Origin of the sequence: Sphingobium sp. EM0848 (assembly GCF_013375555.1) — a bacterium.
Classification (GTDB): domain Bacteria; phylum Pseudomonadota; class Alphaproteobacteria; order Sphingomonadales; family Sphingomonadaceae; genus Sphingobium.
In genome coordinates, this window is record NZ_JABXWB010000001.1 from 2,324,853 (window position 1) to 2,348,957 (window position 24,105).

Consider the following 24,105-nt stretch of genomic DNA (forward strand, 5'->3'; position numbering starts at 1 on the left):
ACAGCCCCGACAAGAAGTGGAAACAATCCGTCCAACGGCAGGCGCATATCTGCGGCTTGAGGAGGCGGCTTGAGCATAGGGGAAGGATCGCCGGACTATCGGTTCGCGCCGCATGAGCGGCCGCTGATGCCGGGATCGCCCGCGACACCCGATCACCCGACGCCGCGACGGATCGGCTATTTCCTGATCGGCACGCTGCTGGGGCTGACGGGCGGCTTCATCAACGGGCTGCTGACCGCGAATCTGCCGCAGATCCAGGGGGCGCTGGGCCTCACCAATGTCGAGGGCGGCTGGCTGACCGCCGCCTATTCGATGACCAATGTCTGCATGAGCCTGCTGCTCATCAAATTCCGCCAGCAATTCGGCATCCAGCGCTTCACCCGTTTCGTGCTGGCCGGGTTCCTGGCGCTCAACCTGTCGCAGATCTTCGTCCACAGCTATGGGTTCGAGTTGATCGTGCGCGGGGCGGGCGGCATCGTGGCGAGTGGACTGTCGACGCTCTGCCTCTTCTACATGTCGCAATCGATGCCGGCGGCGAAACGGCTGGGCGGACTGGTTCTGGGCGTAGGCATGTCGCAGATCGCATTGCCGCTGGCGCGGGCGATCTCCCCTGCCCTGCTGATCCATGGCGACGTGCAGAATCTGTTCCTGTTCGAACTGGGGCTGACGCTGCTGTGTCTGGCGGGCGTATCGATCCTGCGCCTGCCGCCCAGTGAGCGGATCGAGGCATTCGAATCGCTGGACTTCCTGACGTTCGCGCTCTTTGCGCCGGGCATGGCGCTGCTCTGCGCGGTACTCGCGCAGGGCCGGATCATCTGGTGGCCCACGCCCTGGCTGGGCCATGCGCTGGCCGGGTCGCTGCTGCTGGTCGGCGCCGCGATGATCGTGGAGCATAACCGGGCCAATCCCTTGCTCAACACACGCTGGATGGGCAGCGGAGCGATCATCCGCTTCGCCATTATCGCGGCCAGCATGCGCGTGCTGCTGTCGGAACAGAATTACGGCGCAAGCGGGCTGTTGAACCTGGTCGGCATGGGGCAGGACCAACTCGTCACCTTCTACGCCATCATGACGCTGGCGACGGTCGCGGGGCTGGCGACGAGCCTGTTGACGCTTAACCCGATGGACCTGTTGCGGCCGGTCATCATCAGTTGCGGCCTGATCGCGGCGGCCGCCTTCATGGACATGGACGCCAGCAACCTGACGCGCCCGGCGCAGCTTTATGCGACGCAGGTGATGATCGCCTTTGCCGCCATCTATTTTCTGGGACCGGCGATGATGGGTGGCCTGTTGCAGGCGCTGGCCAGAGGACCAAGCCATCTTGTCAGCTTTTCGGCTGTGTTCAGCATATCGCAGCAACTGGGCGGACTGGGTGGCGCGGCCCTGTTGGGGAGTTTCCAGATCATTCGCGAACGCTTCCATTCCGAAATGTTGGCGCAATCGATCCTGCCGATCGATCCGCAGGCGGCGTTGCGGCTGCAACAGCTGGGCGGCGCCTATGCGCGAACCCTGGGCGATCCGGCGCTGCGGCAGGCGGAGGGCAATATCCTGCTGGGCCAGCAGGTCGCGCGGGAGGCGAATATTCTGGCTTTCAACGATGTGTTCGCGCTTGTGGGGGGGCTGGCGACGCTGGCCCTCCTCTACCTTCTGGCGCGGTGGTGCTATTTCAAATGGATGGGGATCACGCCCCTTGGCAAGGAACTGGCGGCCCTGGCTGCGATGAGGAACAAGGCCGCATCATGACGGAAATGCAGGACAAAAGGTTGCAGGACCCGGTCGAGGTGCCGAAGGAAGCGCCCGCCGCCGAACCGCCGAAAAGAGGATGGGCTCCACCCAGGGCGGGCCGCAGGGAGACGATCCTGACGCTGGCCTTCATCGTCGCCGGCATCCTGCTGATCCTTTACGCCTGGGACCTGCCGCCCTTTTCCTCCATCGTGCAGACCACCGACAATGCCTATGTGCGCGGCCAGACGACGGTGATCGCGCCGCAGGTCAGCGGTTATGTGGTCGAGGTCACGGTGCAGGATTATGAAAGGGTCAGGAAAGGACAGGTGCTCGCCCGGATCGACGACCGCATCTATCGCCAGCGGGTGGATCAGGCAAAGGCGCAGGTCGCGGCGCAGATCGCCAATCTGGACAATAGCGAGCAGAGTCAGCGGTCCAGCGAAGCGCAACTGGGTGGACAGCATGCCAGCGTGGTCAACGCCAAAGCGCAACTGGCGCGGGCGCAGGCGGACATGCGGCGGGTGAACGAGTTGGTTGGCGAAGGGTCGGTGTCGATCCGTGAACGCGACCAGACGCTCGCCGCGTTGAAACAGGCCGAAGCGGCGGTTTTACAGGCGCAGGCGCAGCGCAGCGTCGCGCGGGAACAGGTGCGCACCGTAACGGTCGGGCGCGGCGGGCTGCGCGCCGGGGTCGAGGCGGCGAAGGCAGCGCTGGAACTGGCTGAAATCGACCTGGCCAATACGATCATCCGCGCGCCGCAGGACGGGCGGCTGGGCGAGGTCGGCGTGCGGCTGGGCCAATATGTGACGGCGGGCACGCAGCTCACCTTCCTGGTGCCGCCGGTCATCTGGGTGGCCGCCAATTACAAGGAGGCGCAGACCGCGCGCATGGCGCCGGGACAGCCCGCGCGGATGCGCGTCGATGCGCTGGCTCATGCGGAAATCCGGGGCAAGGTCGAACGGCTGGCCCCCGCGACGGGCAATGAGTTTCAGGTCATCAAGTCCGACAATGCCACCGGCAATTTCGTCAAGGTGCCGCAACGCATCACCGTGCGGATCGCGGTGGATCGCGGCGATCCGCTCTATGCGCGGTTGCGGCCGGGCATGTCGGTGGAGGCCTGGGTGGATACGACCGGCGGGCCGGAGCCGCGGTCACAATGAGGCGCGCGGGCGTCCTGCTGGGCCTCACGATAGGGGTCGCGCCCCTTGGCGGCTGCGTTCCGGCGCATGAGGCCGCGCCGCCCGAAACGGCGGTAAAGGCACCGGATGGCTGGCGCGACGCCTTGCCGGGGACGGCGGCGGTCGACGCGGGCTGGTGGCGGCATTTCGGCGATCCGGCGCTGACGTGGATCGTCGAGGCGGCGCTGGCGCACAATGTCGACATCGCCATTGCCGTGGCACGGGTGCGGGAGGCGCGCGCGCAGGTCAATCTGGCGCGGGCTGCGCTTTTCCCCAGCGTGGATGCCAGCGTGGCGGCATCCCAAAGCCGGTCGGTCAGCGCGTTCGGCACCTCGACCGAAAGCACATCGGCCCAGCCCACGGTGCAGACCGCTTATGAGGTCGACCTGTTCGGTCGCATCGACGATCAACTGTCGGCGGCGCGCAGTTCATGGCTGGCGAGTCGGGCGGCGCGGGATTCGGCGCAACTCAGCATCGCGGCGGCGGCGGCGGCGGGCTATGTAACGCTGCTGGGGCTGGATGCCCGGCGCGAGGTGGTGCTGCAGACGATCCAGTCACGATCCGAGGCGCTGCGGCTGGCGCGGTCGCGGGCCGAGGCGGGCTATACCTCTCAGCTCGAACTGCGGCAGGCGGAATCCGAATATCAGGCGGCGGCGCTGATCCTGCCGCAGGTCGACCTTGCCATTGCGCGGGCGGAAAATGGCCTGCGGCTGCTGATCGGGGACGTTCCGGGGCCGATCGAGCGCGGAACATCGCTGGCCAGGCTGACCACGCCGCCCTTGCCCGATGCGGGCCTGCCGTCGGACCTGCTGCGGCATCGGCCCGACATTGCGCAGTCGGAATATGCGCTGGCGGCGTCCGACAGTTCGCTGGCGGCGGCACGCAAGCAATTCCTGCCGACGCTGCGCCTGTCCGCTTCGATGGGGGCGGTGTACAACAGCGCGCTGCCCGACACCCTCTCCATCTGGTCGCTGGGCGGCAGCATATTGGCGCCGCTGTTCGAGGGCGGGCGGTTGCGCGCCAATGCCGATGCGGCGACGGCGCGGCGCGATCAGGCCGCCTTTGCCTATCGGAAGACGGTCCTCACCGCCTTTCGCGAGGTGGAGGACGCGTTGGCCAATGTCGCCAGCCTGTCGCGCCAGCGCGCCGTGGCGGAAGCGCAGCGGCTGGCCATCGCCGATGCGCTGCGCCATGCGACCAATCGCTATCAGGCGGGTTATAGCGGCTATCTGGAGCAATTGGATGCGCAGCGCGCCTTGCTCTCCGCCGATCTTGGGCTGGTGCAGTTGCGCGCGGATCAGTTGAACGCGCTCGTCACGCTGTATCAGGTGCTGGGCGGCGGCTGGGAGGGATCATGAAAATCTTCACTATCGGCTATGAAGGCGCGACGCAGACAGAGGTGATCGCGGCGCTGCAAAAGGCGGGCGTGACGTTGCTGGCCGATGTGCGCGCGGTTCCCCTCTCCCGTCGTCCGGGCTTTTCCAAGAATATCCTTGCCGCCGGACTGCGCGAGGCGGGGATCGACTATGTCGGGCTGAAAGCGCTGGGCACGCCCGCCGCCGGGCGCGAGGCGGCGCGCAAGGGGCAGCATCAGCGGCTGGCGGAAATCTATGCAGGCCAGCTCGAACTGCCCGAGGCGATGGTGCAGGCGGCGCAACTCGTGGAAATGGCGCAGGAGCAACCCGTGGCGGTGCTGTGTTTCGAACGGGACGCGGCGACCTGTCACCGCTCCCTGTTGCTGGACGCGATCATGCCGGATGCGGAGCGGGTGGACCTGATGCCTTAAATCGCTAAGCCCTCATTCGAAATCATAGCCGAATTTCAGCCCGAAAAATTGCGGCTTGGTTGGATAGACACGCGCATAGATGCCGCAGATTTCGGTCGCGCAAATGGTGTTCTTGCCCAAGGCCCCATGGCTGTTGAAGGCATTCTGGATGAACGCCTCGATCCGCATATGGTCCCAATGCGTGCCGATCGAGAAATCGGCGGTGGTGAAGGGCCTGGTCGGTCCGACCGCCGCATAGTCGGCATCGGTCAGGAAGGTCCGCGTGCCGCCCTGATGCGTCGCCGATCCCTGCACGAAGGCCGTCGCCGGCCCCACCGGCCATTCGTAGCGCGCCGTCGCCGTCCCCTTGAAGCGGGGCATGACGGGCAAGCGCGTGCCCTTGGCGGCGGCGGGCGGGGTGCCGGGGATGCAGACGATATTCTTGGTGACGGGATCGACCTGACAGAAGTCGCTGGTCAGTTGCGCATCGACATAGGTGGCGCTGGCCGACAGCGAGAGGCCGCCAAAGCGTGCCGACACATCGCCTTCCACGCCATAGATGCGCGCATTGCCCGCATTATAGGTGTTGGTGACGCCATTCTGACCCACCGGCACCAGCCCGAACTGAAGGTCCCGCCATTTCTGGTAGAAGGCCGCGCCGTTGAAATAGATTCGCCCGAAATGGGTCTTCCAGCCCAGTTCGAAATTGTCGAGCTTGTCCGATTTGAACGGATTGACCCCCGGCCGCCGGTTGTTGCCGCCCGGCCGGTAGCCGCGCGATACCGTGCCATAGAGCATGACATCAGACGTCACCTGCCATTTGATGCCGCCGCGCCAGATCACCCCGGTTTCGACCTGTTTCTTGTGCACATTGGCGCAGGGAACATCCGGAACGCTGGTGGGGAAACAGATGGCGGGATCGGTATTGCCGGCGCTGTTGGTGCCGGAAAAGCCGTAAATGGTGTTATCCGCGATATAACCACGAATGCCCGCGATCAGCGTGACATTGGGCACGATGTCATATTCGCTCTGCGCGAACATCGCATAGTCACGGTCCTTGCGCTTGACGCGCGTGAGGAACACCGTGTCGGTCGTGCCGAAGGGAGTGAGCCAGATCGGCGTAGGGATCGAACCGATGCCCACGGTCTGGTAATCAGCCCCGATCTTGTCGGTCTGAATCTGCATGAACATGCCTGCGGTCAGCCGGAAAGGCTTGTCCGTAGGCGAATTCACCCGCAATTCCTGGGTCAGCTTGGTATATTTGTCGAACTGGTGCGAGGTCTGCGTCGGATCGATGGGTTTGCCGTTGGCGTCCGGGAAATAGGTGGCGAAGCCCGGCTGCACCACGCCATTGTCATCGACAAATGTATAGCTGTCATAGGCGACGGAATAATAGGAATAATCGGCGATATTATCGACCTTGCGTTCGAAATAACCGCCCGAATAGGTGACATCCCAATCGCTGAGCTTGCCCTGAATGGTGAGCGCCGCCTGCCACCAGCGGTCCTTGTTGCGGCTGGGCAGATAGTCCGTGACGTTCAGATAGCCCTTGGTCGGATCATAGAAGAAGCCGCCATGGGCGATCTGGCTCTGGTAGAAAAATTGCGGCGTGACCGTCCAATTATCGTCCAGATCGATGCGCAGCGCGGCACGGCCGCCCCAGGTTTCGACGTCGTTATAATCGTTTTTGACCAGACCGGGCTTGTCAGTATTGTGGACCGTAAGTTCAGTCGCCGGATTGCCGTCATCCAGCGTGAAGGTCCGGGTGCCCGGAATATTGTCGATATAGCCACCCGTCCGATCGTAGAAGCCCACGACCCGGAGCGCGGCATTATCGCTGATCGGCAGGTTGATATAGCCTTCCGCCGATCCGCCGAAATCGCCCTTGCTGAACTTGTTGACCTGCAGGTCGATGCTGCCGGTCGTCTTGCCCAGTTCCGGGCGGTTGGTGATGATGCGCAGCGTGCCCGAAAGCGAGCTGGCGCCGAACAGCGTGCCCTGCGGCCCGGCCAGCGCCTCGATCCGCGCAACGTCGTAGAGATGCACGTCGACCATACCGCCGATCGTCGTGACCGGAATTTCATCGACATAGGTGCTGCTGGTCGGCAGCGGCCCGATGTGCAGCGGCGGACCGCCCGATCCGGTGGCGACGCCACGGAAGAAGACCTGCGCCTGACTGGGGCCGAAGGACTGGATGGATACGCTCGGCAACAGCTTCGCATAATCGTCCAGCGCCTTGGCATTGGCCTGCTCCAGCTTGGCCTGACCCAGCGCGTTGATGCTGATCGGCACATCCTGCAACCGCTCTTCCCGGCGCTGGGCGGTGACGACGATCACCGTGTCGTCACGTCCGGCGGGCTGCGCAGCCTCTTGTGCAAATGCTGGAAATGCCATGGCCGTGGAGGCCAACAATGCAGACGAAAACTCAATCAAGCGAACGCGACCTGACATCGGCTACCTCCCCACAGGTGCACGAGTTTCTGGGGGAAGTGTCATTTATGTTGCGGACGGACGCAACGAAAAAACGTTGCGTCTCAGCAACCATGATTTTTTTCGAACTATTGTAACCAGAAAGTCACGGTCAGGGCGCGTCGGGATAGCTTTGCAATACCGGACCGAGGGTAGCGATCAGGGGTTGAAGCTGCGTTTCAACCGCGCGCCATTGGCCTTCGCCATCGCGATTGATCGGGCGACGAACCTGCTCGCTGCTGGCGGTACGCACGGCGCGGCGGTTTTCATGGAACTGGAGGCAGGCATCCTCAAACGGCAGATGGAGTGCGGTCAGCAATGCGCGCACCTCGGCTTCCGGGTCGTCGAGCAACCGTTCATGCACGACGCGACGCACCTGCCCCGGCAACACGGCGTCGAAATGCGCCATCAGCCGGACATAATCGGCATAATAATGGCCGATATCGCCCAGATCATAGCTGAATTCCTGCCCCCGCGCGAAATGCTGGCGGAAATTGGAATAGCCGCAATCGAGCGGATGACGGCGCGCGTCGATGATCCGCGCATTCGGCAGAATGAGGTGGATCAGGCCCACATGCAGCCAGTTATTGGGCAGCTTGTCGATGAAGAAGGGCCGCCCTTCTCGGCGCTGGATGCGGGTGCGCTCGATATAGGCTTCGCCCAAGGCGCGCAGGCGGGCGGCGTCGAGGGAGGCAAGCATGGCGGGCCAGTCGCCCTCCTGCCGCAACTCCGCTACCAAAGCGGGCAGGTCCGGCAGCTCCATCGTCCCTTCGACCTGGCTGTGGCTGGAAAGAATCTGCTCGATCAGCGTGGAACCGGCACGCGGCAGGCCGATGATGAAGATCGGATCGGGCGCCGGGCACCCCATTCCCTGCCGCGCCGCGAAGAAATCGGGCGTGAAGAGATCGAGCGCCGCATCCACCGCCCGGCTGGTACGCGCTGCCTCATAGGGCTGGGCGGCACGACGCAGCCGGTTCGCCTGTGCATAATGGGCAAAGGCGGGCTCGGCGTCGCCCCGGTCGCTCATCGCTTTGCCCAACGCGAAATGCAGGTGGAGACGATCCTCAGCGCTTGCCTGCGCGTCATGAAGCGCCTGTTCCATGGCAGCAATGTCGGCGGCATCAAAGGGCGCCGTCTTCAGATTGGCGATGCTCCACCACGCCTCGCCAAAGGCGGGGCGGAGCGCGGTCGCGCGGCGATAGGCGGCAATGCTGTCCGCCGTGCGGCCCACCGTCTTGAGCGCATGGCCATAGCTCATCCAGATCTTCGGCTGCCCCGTGCCCCGGCGCACAATATCCTCATAGAGCGCGATGGCTTCGTCGAAATCGCCCAGCCGCCCGAGCACCGCCGCGCGCAGATTGGCAAAAGCGGGATTGGCCCGGTCCTGCAGCCGGTCCAGTTGCTCCAGCGCCTCCGCCGTCTTGTTCTGACGATGCAGCGCCGTCGCCAGATTGGCGCGGGCAGCGGTAAAACCGGGCGCCAGTTCCAGCGCGCGGCGCAGCAGCTTTTCCGCATCGGCATTGCGCCCGATCCGCCCGGCCAGTTCCGCCAGCATGCGGATCGCCGCGACATCGAAGGGATTATCCTTCAGCCGCTGGCGCAATATCGGCTCGGCCAGATGCAGTCGATTGTCGAGCAATGCGACGGCGGCCTGCTGCAACATCTCGTCGCCGGCGGCCGCATCGATCGCGGCAAGTTCATGCCGCTCCGCTTCGGCATCCCGCCTGAGGGCGCGCAAGGCGCGGGCGGCCAGCCGATGCGCCTCGGCGTCGGCGGGATCACGGCGCAGCATGTCCGCGCAGCGATCCAACGCCTGCCCAGCATCCTGCGCAAGCAATTGCCGGATCGAATGATGCACTTCGTCCCCCATAGGCCCAGCATGTCAAGCTGCGCGCGCCTTAGCAATATGGGCCGGGCAATCGGCGGAATCTTGTTCTAGAGCGGTTTTCGATCTGATTGGATCAGATCAACCGCTCTATTTTATTGTTTTACCGCGATTTCTTAACCAGCAATCGATTTCGATTGCTTGGAAATCGCTCTAGCCGCACCGCTTGCGCGTCACCGCCCGACCGTCATCGATCACGATCAGTTCCCGGCCGCCCGCCGAAGGCCGCAGTTCGAGCTTCCTTTTCCAGCTCTGCCCTTCCCCGGTGAAGGCCGCATCGATGCCGATCCGGCCATCCGGGCCATGAGATATGCGGGTCGCCCGGCCCTCGCTTTCCAGGAAAACCAGACTGGTGGGCGTGATCGTCAACTTCAGATCGGCAGCGCGATCGGCGCAGCTTTCATCCAGTCCGGTCCATCGCCCCTGAACGCTCGCCGGAATGATCGGGCCGACCGGCTGCGATGGCGGGATGTCCGAGGCGGGTTCGACGGTGCGGATGGCATTTTCGTCCTCTGACGCCTGATTACTTCCCGGCGACGCCTGATCGACGATGTTGGTCACGACGCCGGACTGCTCGTCCTTCCTGTCACCACAGGCGGCAAGAAGCAGCAGCGGCAGGAGAATCATTGCACGCATGGAAGAAAAACCGGCGTCTCGCCAAGGGGTTCCGGCCATCGCGCTCTGTCGGTCCATTCCTGCTATACTCCCTTGTTGGCCGGGGAGATATGCCATGCCCATATCGCAAATGGGTGGAATTTTCTTTTGCGCGCCGGGACGGTTGCGGTCATCACCAAGGCCGAATGGAATCAATAGGAGGCGGGCCGCTTCGCCCGCATCCATGGTCCGAACGAAGAGGAAGCCGATGATGAAAAGCACGAAACTTGCTCTTACCCGCATGCTGACCGCCGCGACCCTGACCGCGCTTGGATCGGGGACCGCCATGGCGGCGCTGGCCGTGGGCGCGAAAGCCCCCGACTTCACCACGCGCGGGGCGCTGGCGGGCAAAACCTTCACCCTCACCCTGTCGCATCAGTTGAAGCGCGGGCCGGTGGTGCTCTATTTCTTCCCCAAGGCGTTCACGCCCGGCTGTTCCGCCGAAGCACGCGAGTTCGCCGAGCATATCGAGGATTTCAAGAAGGCTGGTGCAACCGTGATCGGCATGTCGGGCGATCCCGTGGACGATCTGGTCGCCTTTTCCACCAAGGAATGCGCGGGCAAGTTCGCGGTGGCCTCGGCCGGTCCCGATATCGTGTCGGGCTATGATGTCGCGCTGAAGATGCGGCCGGGCATGACCGACCGCACCTCCTATGTCATCGCGCCCAGCGGGCGCATAGCCTTCGTCCATAGCGAGATGAACTATGCCGGCCATGTGAAGAGTACGCTGGCCGCCGTGCAGGCGATGCAGCAGAAATAGCTATTTCGCCTTCTTCACATATTTGTCGAACCAGCCGAGCGCCGCCTGCCAGGCGGCCTTGGCGGCGGCTTCATGATAGCTGGGGCGGTAATCCGCCATGAAGCCATGGTCGGCGCCGGGATAGACGATGATCGCATCCGGCGGCGCCTTACCCGCGACTTTCAGCGCCGCCTTCATCCTGTCGACGTCCGCGACCGGAATCCCCTTGTCGAGCGCGCCATATTGGCCGAGCACCGGCGCCTTGAGCGCGCTCACCTGATCGATGACGCTGAACGGCTGCAAATCGGTCTTTTCGCTGACGATGCGGCCATAAAAGGCGACGCCTGCGTCCAGTTGCACACTGTGCGCGGCATAGAGCCAGACGATCCGCCCGCCCCAGCAAAAGCCGGTGATGCCACGCCGATCGCCGTCGCCGCCATGGCTGGCCGCCCAGCCGAAGCTGCTATCAATGTCCTTCAGGACCTGCGCGTCGGGCGCCTTGGACACGATGGTGGCGACCAGTTGCTTGAAATCCGCGATTTTGGTCGCGTCCCCATGGCGTGCGAACAGGTCCGGCGCGATGGCATAATAGCCCGCCTTGGCGAAGCGGCGGCACATGTCGCGAATCCATTCATGAACGCCGAAAATCTCATGTACCACGACGATGATCGGCGCGACCTTGGCAGCGGCGGGCCGGGCGACGAAGGCTGGCATGACAAAGCCATCGCTGGCCTTGATCGACACCCTTTCCTCCTTCAGCCCTTCGCCGGATGTCTGGATGGCGCTGCTGGCGACAGGGTGGCAGGCGGCGGCGAAACCGGCGGCGAAGGCACCGCCCATCAGCAGCTTGCGGCGATCGAGACCGGCGGATTCGATCCAGTTGCGATCCTCGGGCAAACGGTCGGGTTGATCCTGCGTGTCGGTCATGCGCGTCTCTCCTCACACCATGGTCGCAAGCCTAACCGGCCGATCATTGAGCGCAAGTCCCGCTCAGGCAAGGAAATCGCCGCTTTCGATCCGCGTCAGTCCGTCGATGTCCCAGCCATAAACATAGGTCCATGCCTCGACCGGGCCGTCCGCGCCCAGCACGGTCAGCCGTTCACGGCGATATTCATGAGGTTGGGGAAAGCGATCGGTGCATTCCTCATGCTCATCCAGAACGGCCAGGATCGCGGCGGCATCGGGAAGCGCAAAAAGATCGCCCAGCACATCGCCGTTTCCGCCGGGCACGAAGGCGGGATAGTCCGCAACCTGGTAAAGCGTGCCGAGCGCTACGGCGCCGCCGACATGGCGCGCAGCCTGCTTCAACCAGCCAGCCACCGGCCCGTCGAATCCGGGGCGAAGCGTGCCATAAACAAAGAGAAGCGGTTCACTCACAAAGGCCTCATGGAAATATTCCACATTTCCGGCAAATTTCACCAAATCATGGAAATTTTCACGGGATAAGTTGACCTGTTTTCCATGAAAAGTCTCGAAATCCCGCCTGAAAGTGAAATTGGCACGGCTCCTGCAATCTTCCCGGCATCACGGTCGGATGGTCCGGCCCCACACATTCCAGGGAGTCAAACATGTTCGCCAAGCTTCAAAACGCCGCTGTCGCCTTTGCCGGTGCATTGCTGGTCGCCAGCCTCTTCGTCGGCGCTGCCGTCCCGATCACGCCGATCGCCTGATTCCAAAACTTTCCGGAAGGCCAGATTCATGAACAACAGCTTCACCCTCGACCGTCGCAACGGAAAGATCATGGGCGTGTGCGCCGGACTTTCCAACCGCACTGGCATGGATGTCACACTGATCCGCATTGCCGTCGTGTTGCTGACCCTTTGCGCGCTGGGCCCGGTCGGCGTGGTCGCCTATCTGCTGGCAGGATGGCTGGCGGAAGGCTGACAATGCCTGCCCAATAAAAAAGCCGCCCTTGGACCTGTCCGGGGCGGCTTTTTTGCATGCCCGTCAATGACGGGCAAGATCATGGCATGTTGCAATCAGGCAAACAGCACCGAATAGAAGGTCAGCATCTGCGCACCAACCGCAACCATGAGGGCAACGCCCTGAACCGTGTGTCGCATATCGTTCGTCCTGCAAGTTGTTCTTTTATAACTGCCTCGTTGGCGAACAGGTCTATGCGCCCGGCATGAAATTGTAACAATCGCAAAGGATGATTTCGCAGTTGCAGCAAATGCAACAGACGCCGTTACCTCAAAGCCACAATCATGGCCTGCGCCGCAGCGGGCGCCCGCACCTTCGCGCCGCTGATGAAAAAGACATAGGCATCACCCTTCGCCGCCTGATCCTTGGCCATATTGGCCCAGTCATCGATTTTTGCGGACGCATAGCCGGTCGGCTCCTCCTCCACCGTCCCCATCAGCCGGGCATAGGAAAAGCCGACATCATGTCCGCGCAGCGCCGGATATTCGGGATGGTCGGCATAAACCACAGCCACCCCTGTCTCGCGCGCCAGAGCGAAAAAGGCAGGATCGTCGAAACTTTCATGCCGCACTTCCAGTGCATGGCGCAGCGGCACGCCATCGACGCTGGCGGGCAACAGTTTCAGGAAGGCGCTGAAATCCTCTGCATCGAATTTCTTGGTCGGCATGAACTGCCACAGGATCGGCCCCAAACGATCGCCCAGCTCGACCAGCCCCTGATTCACGAATTTCGCGATCGAATCGCCCGCTTCGGCCAGCACGCGCCGATTGGTGCAGAAGCGCGATGCCTTCACGGCGAACTGAAAGCCATCGGGCACCGCCTTGGCCCAGCCTGCGAAGGTCGTGGGCTTTTGCGTGCTGTAATAGGTGGCGTTGATCTCGGTCGCGGTCAGATGCTCGCCCACATAGGCCAGTTCATCCTTCTGCCGCAGCCCTTCGGGATAGAAGGTGCCGCGCCATGGTTCGAAAATCCAACCACCAATGCCTATCCTGATCTTTCCGCTCATCCCGCACTCTCCTTCCGGGGCGGCATCCTGATCGGCAAAAACGATCAGAGCCAGAGGGAAAAGCTATTGGCGGTTGTTGCGAACGACTCTTAATCAAAACGCGACAGGAGTTGGAACCGTGCCGCTGGACCTTATCAAAACCACCACTTATCTCGCTATTCACCTGACCGTGGGCTTTTCGGTCGCCTATCTGCTGACCGGATCGGTCGCCATTGCGGGCGGGATTGCTCTGATCGAACCGATGATCAATGCGGTCGCCTTTTTCTTCCACGAACGGGCCTGGAAGAAGATCACCGCCCGTCCGCCACGCGGCGCCGGGCGCGAATGGATGCGCAATCAGCCAGGCTTCGCCTAGCGCGCCGTGCCTTGGGATTTACGGTTGAGGCCCAAAAGCCACGGCTTCACCCCGCGCGACGGATGGGGCGTGCCATCCAGCCTTTTGGCGCGGATGATCGCGATGGGCTTGATAATCATCTGCCCACGCATCGGCCCCTCACCGCAACAGGTCTGGACGGCGAGAATCCGCTTCACGACATCCATCCCCGCGACCACATGGCCGAAGGCGGCATAGCCGATATAATCGCCCCGCGCGTCCATGTTCGGTGTCGGCCCCACGGTGATGAAGAAATTGCCCATGGCCGAGTTGGCGCGGTTGGGCCGCGCCATGGAAAGAGTCGCATCAAGATGCCTGATACCGGTCTGCGTCGTCGGCTCATGCCTGATCGGCGGCAGGGACCTGCGCGCATCCGTGTCGATCCCGCCCTGAATCAGCCCCAGCCGGGGATCGCTCTTCCGCCGCGCCGCACGGTAGAAGGTAACGCCATCGAAACGACCATCATCGACATAGGTGAGGAAATTGGCGGAGGTGATCGGCGCGCGGCGGTTGTCTGTCGCGACAATGATCGTGCCGACCGACGTTTCGATCGCGACGCGCGTGTAACCCGTCGTCGGCCGGTTGGCAGACTGCGCAAGGGCGGAACCGGAAACAAGGACGAGCAGCAGGGCAAGACAGGACAGGACAACAGGACGCATCGGCAAAAGAGCAGGCTCACGAAAGAGGGGGCCGCTCAAGCTAGAGTGATTTCAAGTGAAATGGAACATTTCACGGCTCGGAAATCACAGCAAACAAAGACATCCCGCGCCCGCGCGCAAGGCGCAACCGGGTGCCTAAGCACCCGGTTTCTCGCCGCTTTCCTGTGGAGAAAGTGGTGACCCCTACGGGAATCGAACCCGTGTTTCAGCCGTGAAAGGGCCGCGTCCTAGACCGCTAGACGAAGGGGCCACATGCAGTTCCGCGTGGGCGTCGCTGCGAAGCGAGGCGGGCATTAGGCGGAGGCTTCGCAGCGGTCAACCCCCTTTTCGTCATGAAAATGACGCGAAGCACAAATTTGTTTTTCGAAAGGCTCAATCGGCCCAGGCCGCATCCTCCAGATGCAGTTCGGCGGCGGGGCGCGGTCCCCAATCGTCAATCTTCGCCCGGCCCGCGATCCACAGGCGCCGGTCGCGGGGTGCACCAAGGATGGCCTGACCCAGTTCAGATTCGGCCTGACGAAAAGCGATGGTCTTGATCGAACGGCCATCATCGCCCGCCATGATCGCGCGCAAATGGCCGTTGCCAACGACGTCCGCCTTGATGACGCGCATCGGCCCGGACGCGATGAGCGGCGCAGGCCAGCCCGCGCCATAGGGGCCACCCGCATCGATGGCGGCGACGAAATCCGGATTGACCCCCGCCGGCGCCAGCACCGCGTCGATCAGCAGCGCGCGATCGTCGCGCGCCTTGGCCACCGCGCCGGCAAGCCGGTCGTCGAGGAAATCGGCCAGCGCGTCCACCTTGTCCGCCGCGACCGTCAGGCCCGCCGCCATGGCGTGCCCGCCGCCCGCGACCAGCAGGCCGCTGTCCTTCGCCGCCAGCACCGCGGCGCCCAGATCGACGCCGGAGATCGACCGGCCCGATCCCTTGCCGACGCCCTCCTCATCAATGGCGACGACGATGGCGGGGCGGCCTGCCTTTTCCTTGATGCGTCCGGCGACGATGCCGATGACGCCCGGATGCCAGCCCGCACCCGACACCAAAGCCACGGCGCGGTTGCCCTGCGCGGCGAGCAGTTCCTCGGCTTGCGCCTGCACTGCCGCCTCAATGGCGCGACGCTCCTCGTTGAGCAGGTCGAGTTCCTGCGCGATCTTCGCCGCCTCCGCCGGATCTTCGGTGGTGAGCAGCCGCACGCCGAGGTCCGCCTTGCCCACGCGCCCGCCCGCATTGATGCGCGGCCCCAGCGCAAAGCCGAGGTCGTGGCAGAGCGGCGCCCGCGTCAGACGGCTGGCGTCGATCAGCGCCGAGAGGCCGATATTGCGGCGCTTCGCCATGATCTTGAGACCCTGCGCCACGAAAGCACGGTTAAGCCCCTTGAGCTGCGCCACATCCGCCACCGTGCCGAGCGCCACAATGTCGAGCAATTCCATCAACGGCGGCTCGGACCTTCGGGCGAACCAGCCGCGCTTGCGCAGCACCCGGATCAGCGCCGCGCCGAGCAGAAAGGCCACGCCCACCGCCGCCAGATGGCCATGGGCGGCGGCCTCCTCCGCTTCATCGAGGCGGTTGGGATTCACCAGCGCCAGTGCTTCGGGCAGCGCGGCGGCGCATTTATGATGGTCGACCACCACGACATCGACGCCCGCCGCCTTCGCTTGTCCCAGCGCGTCAAAGGCCTGCGCGCCGCAATCGACGGTGACGATCAGGGTCGCACCCTCACCCGCCAGCCGGACCAGCGCCTCGCCCGAGGGGCCATAGCCCTCCATCAGCCGGTCGGGGATATAGGGCCGCGCCGCGAGGCCCAGATCGCGCAACAGCCGGATCAACAGCGCCGCGCTGGTCGCGCCGTCCACGTCATAATCACCGAAGATGCGCACGTCCTCTTGGGCAACCACCGCGTCGGCCAGCCGCTCGGCGGCGGCATCCATGTCGCGGAACAGGCTGGGGTCGGGCATGAAATGCCGGATGGTGGGGTTGCGATGCGCCTCCACCGCGTCGCGCGGACAGCCACGCGCCAGCAGCAATTGCGTCACCAGATCGTCGGGCCGATAGCCCGGATCGCGCCCGTCCGCATTGCCGCCACGCCAGCGCCAGGGCTGACCGAGGATCGAACGGGTTATGTTGAGGGCAATGGTCATGGCCCCGCTCTAAACCCGTTGCGATTCGGAGGGAAGCGTCTGCCGTCATGACGCAGGCGGAACCGAAGCAACCTGTTGCGCGTATTGGCTCTTCCCGCCCATAATGGGTGCAGGATAAAAAGGGGCAAAGCGGTTTCCATGGGTTCAAGGCAGGCGAAGCGGGTTCGGCGAGCCTTGGGTCTGATGATGATGGCGACCTCTCCCCTCCCCCTGATGGCCCAAACGCCATCATCCTCGCCCCCGGCCCAACAGGAAGAGCCGATTCTGCCGGACAGCGAGTTCGAGGCGCGGCTGCCCAGGGTCGGAGAGGCGCCTGCGAACAGCACGGCTCCCCTGCCCTCGATCGAGGAATGGATCGACCAGCAGATGCCGCAGGACGGCACGACGCAGGAACTGCCCCCCGCGGTCGAACCGCAGGAAGAGCGCGAACTGGCACAGCCGCTGCCGCCACTCGACACGGTGCAGGTGCCGTTGCAGGTCGCGACCGACAATAATCCACAGGAAAAGACCGAAGCGGTCCGCTATGCAGTGGCTATCGAAGGGTTCGGCAAAACGGGGCTGGAGGATGCGTTCCGCGATTCCTCTTCGCTGGTCGGCGGCAAGGGCAAGGCCGACACGGCGGCCATGCTTCAGAACCGCACCCATGAGGATGAGGCGCTGGCCGTGCGGCTGCTCTATTCGGAGGGCTATTATGACGCCACCGCCCTCGCCACGTTGGAGCAAGCGGGGGATCAGGCGGGCAACGGGACGCTGAAGGCGGTCGTCTCGGTCACGCCGGGGAAGCGTTACAGGATCGGGGAGATCGTCATCCACGCCGGGCCGACCGTACCGCCGGGCCTGATCCGCGACAGCCTGCCGCTCAAGACGGGCGACTTCATCATCGCCTCGGCGGTTGAGGGGGCGGAGGCCAATGTCGGCGTCAAGCTGCCGGAAAACGGCTATGCCTTCGCCAAGGTTGGGCAGCGCGACATCCTGCTCGACCCTGCCACGGCGACGGGCGACTATATGTTGCCGGTCGAAACAGGACCGCGCGGGTCGTTCCGGGGAATCGCCACCACCGGAGAAAAACAGGCCTTCGGCGCCGACCATATGAAGGTCATCAGCCGCTTCAGGCCCGGCGAGCTTTACGACAGCCGCAAGGTCGACGATCTGCGCCGGGCGCTGGTCGCGACGGGGCTGTTTTCCAGCATTTCGGTCGATCCGGTGCGCACCGGCGAACCCGGCCCGGACGGCACCGAATATGTCGACCTTACCGTCGCGCAGGAACGGGGCAAGCCGCGCACGCTGGCCGGGGAGGTGGGCTATGGCACGGGTCAGGGCTTCCGCGGCGAGGGGACATGGACCCATCGCAACCTCTTCCCGCCCGAAGGCGCGGTGATCGCCAGCGTCATCGCGGGAACGCAGGAACAGGGCGTTTCAGGCACCTTCCGCCGGTCCAATGCGGGCAAGCGGGACAAGACTTTCCAGGCGGGCGCCTCGCTCAACCATCAGAATTACGACGCCTATGAAGCCTATACCGCTGGCCTCAATGTGAGCTGGTCGCGCCAGTCGACGCCGATCTTCCAGAAGCGCTGGACCTACAGCTATGGCGCGGAAGTGCTGCTGACCAACGAGCAGGTGGTGGTCGATCCGGCAACGGTGGACAAGGTGCGGCGGACCTATTTCATCGGCGGCCTGCCGTTGCAATTGGGCTATGACCGCTCCAACGATCTGCTGAACCCGACCAGGGGTTTCCGCGCCAATCTGCGGGCGGAACCGGAAGGGTCGCTGCACGGCAGTTTCTCCCCCTATATCCGCGCGACCTTCGACCTCACCGGCTATTATCCGCTGTCCGATGCTCTGGTGATCGCCGGGCGGGCGCGCGTCGGCACCATCAGCGGCGTGACACGGGACGATGTGGCGCCGTCGCGGCGTATCTATGCAGGCGGCGGCGGGTCGGTGCGCGGCTATGGCTATCAGCAATTGGGGCCAAAGGACGCGAACAACGACCCCATTGGCGGCCGGTCGGTCAATGAGTTCGCGGTCGAGGGCCGGTATCGCTTCGGTGACTATGGCGTGGTCGCCTTCGTCGATGCGGGGCAGGTCTATGAAAGCTCCATGCCGCAATTTTCCAACATCCGTTATGGCGTCGGCTTGGGCGGCCGCTTCTACACCAATTTCGGCCCCTTCCGCGCGGACATCGCCATGCCGATCAACCGGCAACCGGGCGAGTCCAAATTCGCCCTCTATATCGGCATCGGGCAGGCCTTCTGATGGCAGAGGAAACAGTCACCCTCCACGAAGCACGCCCGCTCTGGCAGAAAATCGTGCTGGGCGCGATCGGCCTGATCACCAGCCTGTTGATGCTGGTCGCCGGGCTGCTCCTGTTCCTCAACACCCAGCCGGGCAAGGCATTCCTGATCCGCCAGATCGCCGCGCTCAGACTTGAATCCGGCATGGCCATCGAGGTCGGCCGGATCGACGGGTCGATCTACAGCGACATGACCATCCGCAATCTGGTGCTGCGCGATCCCAAGGGCATTTTCGCCGTCAGCCCACAAGTGCATGTGGTGTGGAACCCCTTCCGCTACATCAACAACCATATTTCGGTGCAGCTGCTGGAAAGCCCGCTGGTGGTCCTTGCCCGCAGTCCACAGTTCAACGTCACCAGGACCGATCCCAATGCACCGATCCTGCCCGACCTCGACATTGACGTCGACCGGCTGAAGATCGCCCGCTTCCTCGTCGCCAAGCCGGTGATCGGCCAGAAGCGCGAGATCGCCATAAACGGCGTCACCCACATATCCGATGGCCGAGCGATCCTGTCGGCCGATGCTGTGGTGGACAGCGGCGACCGGTTGCAGGCCAGTCTCGACGCCGTACCGGCCCAGAATCGCCTCGCCATGAAGGGCACGCTGACCGCGCCCAAGGGCGGCGTGATCGCGGCGATGAGCGGCCTGACCGACGGCTTCACCGCGACGCTGGACGGCAAGGGGACATGGCAGGTCTGGGACGGGCGGCTGGTCGCGACCTCAGCCAAGGGCGAGCTGGCCAACATCGCGCTCGCCGCCCGCGACGGCAATTTCACCGCCAGGGGGCCGGTGCGGCCGGGGCTGGTCTTTGCCGGAACGGTCGACCGGCTGACCACGCCGCAACTGGATGTGGACCTGCTCGCGGGCCTCAACCAGCGGCGCGTGAATCTCAAGGGATCGCTGAAATCGCCCGCCCTCTCCGCCACGGCGCAGGGCCTCATCGACCTTGGCAAGAGCCGGTTCAGCGCCCTGAAGATCGACGCCGCGCTGCTCACCCCCGGCGCGATCATGGAGAAGGTGAAGGGCAAGGATGTCCGCGCTTCGGTGATCCTGGATGGACCGATGGCGACGCCCTTCATCGATTATGACATCACCGCCAAACAACTGGCCTTCGACGCCACGGGCATCGAGAATCTGAAGGCCAGCGGACGCGCGGTGATCGACGCCGACCGCATCCGCATTCCCGTCAACGCGACGGCCAGCCGCGTCACCGGCCTCAACGCCGCGGCGGGCGGCCTGCTGCACAATTTGCGGGTGAAGGGCGACTTCGCCTATGCGGCGGGCAAGCTCATCAGCGACAATCTGAAGATCGACAGCGACCGGGTGGACGCCACCGCCATCGTCCTCGCCGACTTCGACCACGCCCTTTATCGCGGTGCGCTGAAGGGCCGGGTCAACGATTATAAGGTCGATGGCGTCGGCATCGTCAATCTCAACACCGATGTACATCTGGTGCCGGGGCCAAGGGGCGGCTTCGGCCTGGATGGCAAGTTCGGGGTGCGCACCGCGCGCTGGGAAAATGCCTCGGTCCGCGATTTCCTCGGCGGCAATGCAGTCATGACGGGCCATATCGGCATGACGCCGGAGGGCAGATTCACCCTCGCGGGCCTCAAGGGCGCCGCCCCCAATTTTCAGGTGCATTCGGGTTCGGGCAGCTATGACACGGACGGCGCGATCACCTTCGATGCCGCCGCGACCTCCCGCCAATATGGCCCGCTGGCGCTGACCGTGCGCGGCACAATGGAACGCCCCCAAGCCGTGCTGCGCGCCGCCCGACCCAATGTCGGCGTGCAATTGCATGATGTGGTGGCGAAACTCCATGGCGAGGCGGCGGGCTATCGGCTCGAAACCACCGGCGGTTCGCCTTACGGCCCCTTCTTCGCCAATGTGCTGATCCGCACCGCGAAAGGCCCTCTGACCATCGACATCAGCAAGGCCCGCTTTGCCGGGGTCGATATGCACGGCACCGTGCAGCAGAGCGCCGCCGGTCCCTTCACCGGCCAGTTGGCGATGAACGGCTCGGGCATCACCGGCACGGCCCGGCTGATGGCTGTCGGCAAGGCGCAGGGCGCGCAAGTCAACGCCACCGCCAGCAACGCGAAGCTGCCGGGAGAGGCCGATGTGGTGATCGGCCGGGCACTGCTCACCGCGAACATGGTGATGTCCGACCAGCCACAGATCACCGCCGACATGCAGATGGCCAACGCCGCCTATGGCGACTATGTGGTGCGCAAGGCGCGCGGGCGGATCGATTATCAGGGCGGACGCGGGCGCGCGCAACTGGTCGCGGACGGATCGACCGGCGTGCCCTTCTCCATCGCGATGAACGCCGCGCTGCGCCCCACCCTCTACGCCGTCGCGCTGGAGGGCAAGGCGAGCAACATCCCCTTCCGCTTCGCGCAGCCGGCCATCATCCGCATCGAGAAGACGGGCTATCGCCTTGAACCCGCAACGCTGGTGCTGCCGCAGGGCCGGGTCGATCTGGCGGGCCGTTTCGGCCAGCAGACCGCGATGCAGGCGCGCTTCAAGGATTTCGACCTTGCCATCGTCAACATGGCGACGCCCGGTCTGGGCGTCAGCGGCAAGGCGACGGGTATGCTGGATTTCGCGCAGAACGGCACCGCTTTCCCGACCGCGACCACGCGCCTTGCGATCAGCGATTTCCGCCGCTCCAGCCTGACCGTCGTGTCCGATCCGGTATCGATGGCCATAGAGGGCAAGCTGTCCAGCGCGGGCGGCGACATGCGGGGGCTGATCCGGCGCGGCAATGCGACGCTGGGCCGCTTCGTCGCGACGCTCGCGCCGCCCGGACCGGGTGCAAGCTGGAGCGAGCAACTCCAGTCGGCCCCGCTGGGCGGCGGCATCCGCTATGCCGGACCGGCCGATGTGCTGTTCTCCTTCGCGGGGCTGGCGGGGCAGCAACTGACCGGGCCGATCGCGGTCGCGGCGGATTTCAGCGGGCGGCTGACCGCGCCGCGCCTGAACGGCATCGTCCGCGCCAATGCGCTGACCTATGAGAATGAGACGTTCGGCACCCGCGTCACGCAGATGCGGCTAGATGGACGCTTTACCAATGACCGGCTCGACCTGCGCGACTTTTCCGGCCGTGCGGGCGACGGCACGGTGCAGGCGAGCGGCTATGTGGGGCTGGCGGCGGAAAGCGGCTATCCGATGGACATAGCGGTGAAGCTGGACCGTGCCCGCATCGCCCGCAGCGAAGCGGTCACCAGCGTCGTCAGCGGCACGCTCAACATCACCAACAGCCCGGCCAATGGCGGGCTGATCAAGGGCGACCTGTCATTGCCCGAAACGCGCTATCGCGTCGCCTGGCAGGGGGGCACCGACATTCGTCAGCTCACCGGCGTGCGGCGCAAGGGCGAAGGCGTCGACCTGTTAGACCAGCGTCTGGCCGAACGGCAGGCGACGGCCAAGCCGACAAACTGGAAACTCGATGTCCGGGTGCGCGCAGACAATGAAATCTACGTGACCGGGATGGGCCTCGATTCCGAATGGAAGACGAACATGCGCGTCACCGGCACCGCCACCGACCCGCGCGTGGTCGGCAAGATCGAGGTGATCCGGGGCCGTTACAGTTTCTCCGGCCACCAGTTCGATCTGGAACAGGGCGTCATCACCTTCAACGGGCCGATGATGAACCCGACGCTGGCGATCCGCGCCGAAACCAAGATCAGCGATGTGACGGCGGGCATTGCCGTGGGCGGAACGGCCCAGCAGCCCGACATCGCCTTCGTCTCCACCCCGACGCTGCCGCAGGACGAGATACTGGCCCGCATCCTGTTCGGGGACAATGTGGCGAACCTTTCCGCGACGCAGGCGATCCAGCTGGCCGCCGCGCTCAACGGGCTGCGCGGCGGGAGCGGCGGCCTGAACCCGATGGGCAAGCTGCAAAATGCCTCCGGCGTCGACCGCATCGGCATCGTCGGCGGCGATGAAAAATCCGGGCGCGGCACGTCGCTGGCGGTCGGGCAGCATATCTCCAACAATATCTATGTGGAGGTGATCACCGATCCCAAGGGCTTCACCGCCACCCAGCTGGAAATCTCCCTGTCCAAGACGCTGAGTCTGCTCTCGAAAACCGGCACCAATGCGGGATCGTCAGCCAATCTGCGCTATTCGAAGGATTATTGAACCCGCTCGGCCCGATAAAGGGCGATAAGGCCCTGATAATCCTCCAATGCTGGAAAGCGTTCGAAACTGACCGCCGCGCCGGTTTGCGCCCAGGGCAGCTTCTCGGCGGTCTGCGTTTCCATCCATGGCGCGAACCAGCCTGCGTCGTCGAGCAGCGTCGCCCGGACATTGACGAAGCCGAGGTCCGCCGCTGGCCGGGTGAAGACCCAGCTCTTGCACCAGTCGCAATGGTGATGATGGACATCCTCGCCATGAAGGCCGCCGATCACCGTGTCCCCGGCAATCAGTTCGAAGCCGTCGGCGGGCATGATCAGGCTGGTCGAAAAGGCGCTGCCCGTCATTTTCTGGCAGCCAAGGCAATGGCAGGCCGCCTCCGCCCATGGCGCCTGCGTCAGCCGGAAACGGACGCGGCCGCAACGGCAGCCGCCTTCAACGGGGAATGGGGGCATGGGCATGATGACCTCCTGTGGGAATCGCCGCTTCGACATCATGGACAATTGGCAGCTTCGGGTGGAGAGGGATATCCAGTTCAGCCCGCGCAGCGAAGTCAGCGCGCACCGTATCGGAGACGCCCCATGTTACCCGCCCGCACCTTCAGCATCACGATCGATCATGAATGGCAGGCGCTTTACGACAGAATCTGGCAGCCGGAATTTTTCCCGAAATGGGCCTCGGGCCTTGCGGAATCCGCGCTTCGCCGGGATGGGGAGCATTGGCTGGCGGATGGCCCGGAAGGCCCGATCCGCATCCGCTTCACGCCGCATAACCCCCATGGCGTGATGGATCACCATGTCGACCTCGGGCAGGGCGAGATAGTCTATGTGCCCTTGCGCGTGATCCAGAATGGCAATGGCGCGGAGGTCATGCTGACGCTCTTCCGCCAGCCGGGCATGGATGATGAGCGTTTCGCCGCCGACATCCGATGGATCAATCGCGACCTCAAGGCGCTGAAGAATCTGATTGAAGGATGAATTATTCCTGAAAATCGGAACTATTCGCGGATAGTTGGGATTTTACGCGCCTGAAATTCCGCTTTCTTCCTGAAAACAGGCCGGTAAATGGGCTTTTCCTAAAATTGGCACGGCCCCTGCAATGCTCCGGACACGACCGCATTCGGGTCGATCCAGGGAAGATCAGGGAAGGAAAAGCT

The 24,105-nt window shown here is 64.1% G+C and carries 19 protein-coding genes and 1 tRNA gene; 10 read left to right on the forward strand and 10 right to left on the reverse strand.

The genetic code is table 11. The features are described from left to right. Positions 1-69 precede the first annotated feature (69 nt). Genes HUK73_RS11255 through HUK73_RS11270 form a run of 4 tightly spaced genes read left to right on the forward strand, consistent with a single transcriptional unit; the run spans position 70 to position 4,689 of the window. Positions 70-1,743 carry an MFS transporter gene (locus HUK73_RS11255; RefSeq protein WP_218036448.1) on the forward strand — a complete coding sequence of 558 codons (1,674 nt, stop codon included), beginning with the start codon at positions 70-72 and terminating at the stop codon, positions 1,741-1,743. Next, complete coding sequence (locus HUK73_RS11260; RefSeq protein ID WP_369805480.1) at positions 1,740-2,885, forward strand: HlyD family secretion protein; 1,146 nt, start codon at positions 1,740-1,742, stop codon at positions 2,883-2,885. Before HUK73_RS11255 ends, HUK73_RS11260 begins: the two co-directional genes overlap by 4 nt. Further along, positions 2,882-4,261 (forward strand): efflux transporter outer membrane subunit, encoded by a 1,380-nt coding sequence (locus HUK73_RS11265; protein ID WP_176591985.1) that lies wholly within the window; start codon positions 2,882-2,884, stop codon positions 4,259-4,261. Before HUK73_RS11260 ends, HUK73_RS11265 begins: the two co-directional genes overlap by 4 nt. Continuing rightward, the gene (locus tag HUK73_RS11270; protein ID WP_176591986.1) at positions 4,258-4,689 is read left to right on the forward strand and encodes a DUF488 family protein; all 432 of its coding nucleotides are present in this window, start codon (positions 4,258-4,260) and stop codon (positions 4,687-4,689) included. Before HUK73_RS11265 ends, HUK73_RS11270 begins: the two co-directional genes overlap by 4 nt. A gap of 12 nt (positions 4,690-4,701) precedes the next feature. Here HUK73_RS11270 and HUK73_RS11275 read toward each other — a convergent pair whose 3' ends face one another. From HUK73_RS11275 to HUK73_RS11285, 3 genes are all read right to left on the reverse strand, one after another. After that, the gene (locus tag HUK73_RS11275) at positions 4,702-7,062 is read right to left on the reverse strand and encodes a TonB-dependent receptor (RefSeq protein ID WP_255326257.1); all 2,361 of its coding nucleotides are present in this window, start codon (positions 7,060-7,062) and stop codon (positions 4,702-4,704) included. 187 nt (positions 7,063-7,249) lie between these two features. Next, complete coding sequence (locus HUK73_RS11280) at positions 7,250-9,007, reverse strand: tetratricopeptide repeat-containing sulfotransferase family protein (RefSeq protein ID WP_176591988.1); 1,758 nt, start codon at positions 9,005-9,007, stop codon at positions 7,250-7,252. A gap of 168 nt (positions 9,008-9,175) precedes the next feature. Beyond that, positions 9,176-9,658 carry a hypothetical protein gene (locus HUK73_RS11285; RefSeq protein ID WP_255326258.1) on the reverse strand — a complete coding sequence of 161 codons (483 nt, stop codon included), beginning with the start codon at positions 9,656-9,658 and terminating at the stop codon, positions 9,176-9,178. A 226-nt stretch (positions 9,659-9,884) separates the two neighbouring features. Between HUK73_RS11285 and HUK73_RS11290 the strand changes: the two genes are divergently transcribed. Continuing rightward, on the forward strand, positions 9,885-10,436 hold the full coding sequence (locus HUK73_RS11290; RefSeq protein ID WP_176591990.1) for a peroxiredoxin: 552 nt from the start codon (positions 9,885-9,887) through the stop codon (positions 10,434-10,436). Here HUK73_RS11290 and HUK73_RS11295 read toward each other — a convergent pair whose 3' ends face one another. Together HUK73_RS11295 and HUK73_RS11300 are read right to left on the reverse strand one after the other, a co-directional pair. Then, the gene (locus HUK73_RS11295; protein ID WP_176591991.1) at positions 10,437-11,342 is read right to left on the reverse strand and encodes a dienelactone hydrolase family protein; all 906 of its coding nucleotides are present in this window, start codon (positions 11,340-11,342) and stop codon (positions 10,437-10,439) included. 63 nt (positions 11,343-11,405) lie between these two features. Next, positions 11,406-11,792, reverse strand: coding sequence for a gamma-glutamylcyclotransferase family protein (locus HUK73_RS11300; protein ID WP_176591992.1), 387 nt, complete (start codon positions 11,790-11,792; stop codon positions 11,406-11,408). 321 nt (positions 11,793-12,113) lie between these two features. On the opposite strand from HUK73_RS11300, the gene HUK73_RS11305 reads away from it, so the two are divergent. Continuing rightward, positions 12,114-12,299, forward strand: a complete 186-nt coding sequence (locus HUK73_RS11305) for a PspC domain-containing protein (protein ID WP_176591993.1) — start codon at positions 12,114-12,116, stop codon at positions 12,297-12,299. Between the two features lie 304 nt (positions 12,300-12,603). On the opposite strand, the gene HUK73_RS11310 is transcribed toward HUK73_RS11305, so the two are convergent. Next, on the reverse strand, positions 12,604-13,344 hold the full coding sequence (locus HUK73_RS11310; protein ID WP_176591994.1) for a DUF72 domain-containing protein: 741 nt from the start codon (positions 13,342-13,344) through the stop codon (positions 12,604-12,606). A gap of 118 nt (positions 13,345-13,462) precedes the next feature. Here HUK73_RS11310 and HUK73_RS11315 point away from each other — a divergent pair, with 118 nt between their 5' ends. Continuing rightward, a complete protein-coding gene (locus HUK73_RS11315) occupies positions 13,463-13,699 on the forward strand; it encodes a DUF2061 domain-containing protein (RefSeq protein WP_176591995.1) in 237 nt (78 codons plus the stop codon). On the opposite strand, the gene HUK73_RS11320 is transcribed toward HUK73_RS11315, so the two are convergent. From HUK73_RS11320 to recJ, 3 genes are all read right to left on the reverse strand, one after another. Further along, on the reverse strand, positions 13,696-14,376 hold the full coding sequence (locus HUK73_RS11320) for a peptidylprolyl isomerase (protein WP_176592932.1): 681 nt from the start codon (positions 14,374-14,376) through the stop codon (positions 13,696-13,698). The two genes, HUK73_RS11315 and HUK73_RS11320, sit on opposite strands and share 4 nt — an antisense overlap. A gap of 174 nt (positions 14,377-14,550) precedes the next feature. Beyond that, a tRNA-Glu gene (locus HUK73_RS11325) sits at positions 14,551-14,626 on the reverse strand. A gap of 122 nt (positions 14,627-14,748) precedes the next feature. Further along, the gene (gene recJ / locus HUK73_RS11330; RefSeq protein ID WP_176591996.1) at positions 14,749-16,515 is read right to left on the reverse strand and encodes a single-stranded-DNA-specific exonuclease RecJ; all 1,767 of its coding nucleotides are present in this window, start codon (positions 16,513-16,515) and stop codon (positions 14,749-14,751) included. Positions 16,516-16,653: 138 nt separating this feature from the next. Here recJ and HUK73_RS11335 point away from each other — a divergent pair, with 138 nt between their 5' ends. Together HUK73_RS11335 and HUK73_RS11340 are read left to right on the forward strand one after the other, a co-directional pair. After that, positions 16,654-18,768, forward strand: a complete 2,115-nt coding sequence (locus HUK73_RS11335) for an autotransporter assembly complex family protein (RefSeq protein ID WP_176591997.1) — start codon at positions 16,654-16,656, stop codon at positions 18,766-18,768. Then, complete coding sequence (locus tag HUK73_RS11340) at positions 18,768-22,955, forward strand: translocation/assembly module TamB domain-containing protein (protein ID WP_176591998.1); 4,188 nt, start codon at positions 18,768-18,770, stop codon at positions 22,953-22,955. The genes HUK73_RS11335 and HUK73_RS11340 overlap by 1 nt, the downstream gene beginning before the upstream one ends. On the opposite strand, the gene HUK73_RS11345 is transcribed toward HUK73_RS11340, so the two are convergent. After that, positions 22,949-23,410, reverse strand: a complete 462-nt coding sequence (locus HUK73_RS11345; RefSeq protein WP_176591999.1) for a GFA family protein — start codon at positions 23,408-23,410, stop codon at positions 22,949-22,951. The genes HUK73_RS11340 and HUK73_RS11345 overlap by 7 nt on opposite strands. Positions 23,411-23,530: 120 nt before the next feature. Here HUK73_RS11345 and HUK73_RS11350 point away from each other — a divergent pair, with 120 nt between their 5' ends. Then, complete coding sequence (locus tag HUK73_RS11350) at positions 23,531-23,926, forward strand: polyketide cyclase (protein ID WP_176592000.1); 396 nt, start codon at positions 23,531-23,533, stop codon at positions 23,924-23,926. Positions 23,927-24,105 lie beyond the last annotated feature (179 nt).

Coding starts and splice junctions, on each gene's coding strand:
- HUK73_RS11260 (WP_369805480.1), top strand. CDS start 1,740: ATGACGGAAATGCAGGACAAAAGGTTGCAGGACCCGGTCGAGGTGCCG.
- HUK73_RS11265 (WP_176591985.1), top strand. CDS start 2,882: ATGAGGCGCGCGGGCGTCCTGCTGGGCCTCACGATAGGGGTCGCGCCC.
- HUK73_RS11270 (WP_176591986.1), top strand. CDS start 4,258: ATGAAAATCTTCACTATCGGCTATGAAGGCGCGACGCAGACAGAGGTG.
- HUK73_RS11275 (WP_255326257.1), bottom strand. CDS start 7,062: ATGGCATTTCCAGCATTTGCACAAGAGGCTGCGCAGCCCGCCGGACGT.
- HUK73_RS11280 (WP_176591988.1), bottom strand. CDS start 9,007: ATGGGGGACGAAGTGCATCATTCGATCCGGCAATTGCTTGCGCAGGAT.
- HUK73_RS11285 (WP_255326258.1), bottom strand. CDS start 9,658: ATGCGTGCAATGATTCTCCTGCCGCTGCTGCTTCTTGCCGCCTGTGGT.
- HUK73_RS11290 (WP_176591990.1), top strand. CDS start 9,885: ATGATGAAAAGCACGAAACTTGCTCTTACCCGCATGCTGACCGCCGCG.
- HUK73_RS11295 (WP_176591991.1), bottom strand. CDS start 11,342: ATGACCGACACGCAGGATCAACCCGACCGTTTGCCCGAGGATCGCAAC.
- HUK73_RS11305 (WP_176591993.1), top strand. CDS start 12,114: ATGAACAACAGCTTCACCCTCGACCGTCGCAACGGAAAGATCATGGGC.
- HUK73_RS11310 (WP_176591994.1), bottom strand. CDS start 13,344: ATGAGCGGAAAGATCAGGATAGGCATTGGTGGTTGGATTTTCGAACCA.
- HUK73_RS11320 (WP_176592932.1), bottom strand. CDS start 14,376: ATGCGTCCTGTTGTCCTGTCCTGTCTTGCCCTGCTGCTCGTCCTTGTT.
- recJ (WP_176591996.1), bottom strand. CDS start 16,515: ATGACCATTGCCCTCAACATAACCCGTTCGATCCTCGGTCAGCCCTGG.
- HUK73_RS11335 (WP_176591997.1), top strand. CDS start 16,654: ATGGGTTCAAGGCAGGCGAAGCGGGTTCGGCGAGCCTTGGGTCTGATG.
- HUK73_RS11340 (WP_176591998.1), top strand. CDS start 18,768: ATGGCAGAGGAAACAGTCACCCTCCACGAAGCACGCCCGCTCTGGCAG.
- HUK73_RS11345 (WP_176591999.1), bottom strand. CDS start 23,410: ATGCCCATGCCCCCATTCCCCGTTGAAGGCGGCTGCCGTTGCGGCCGC.
- HUK73_RS11350 (WP_176592000.1), top strand. CDS start 23,531: ATGTTACCCGCCCGCACCTTCAGCATCACGATCGATCATGAATGGCAG.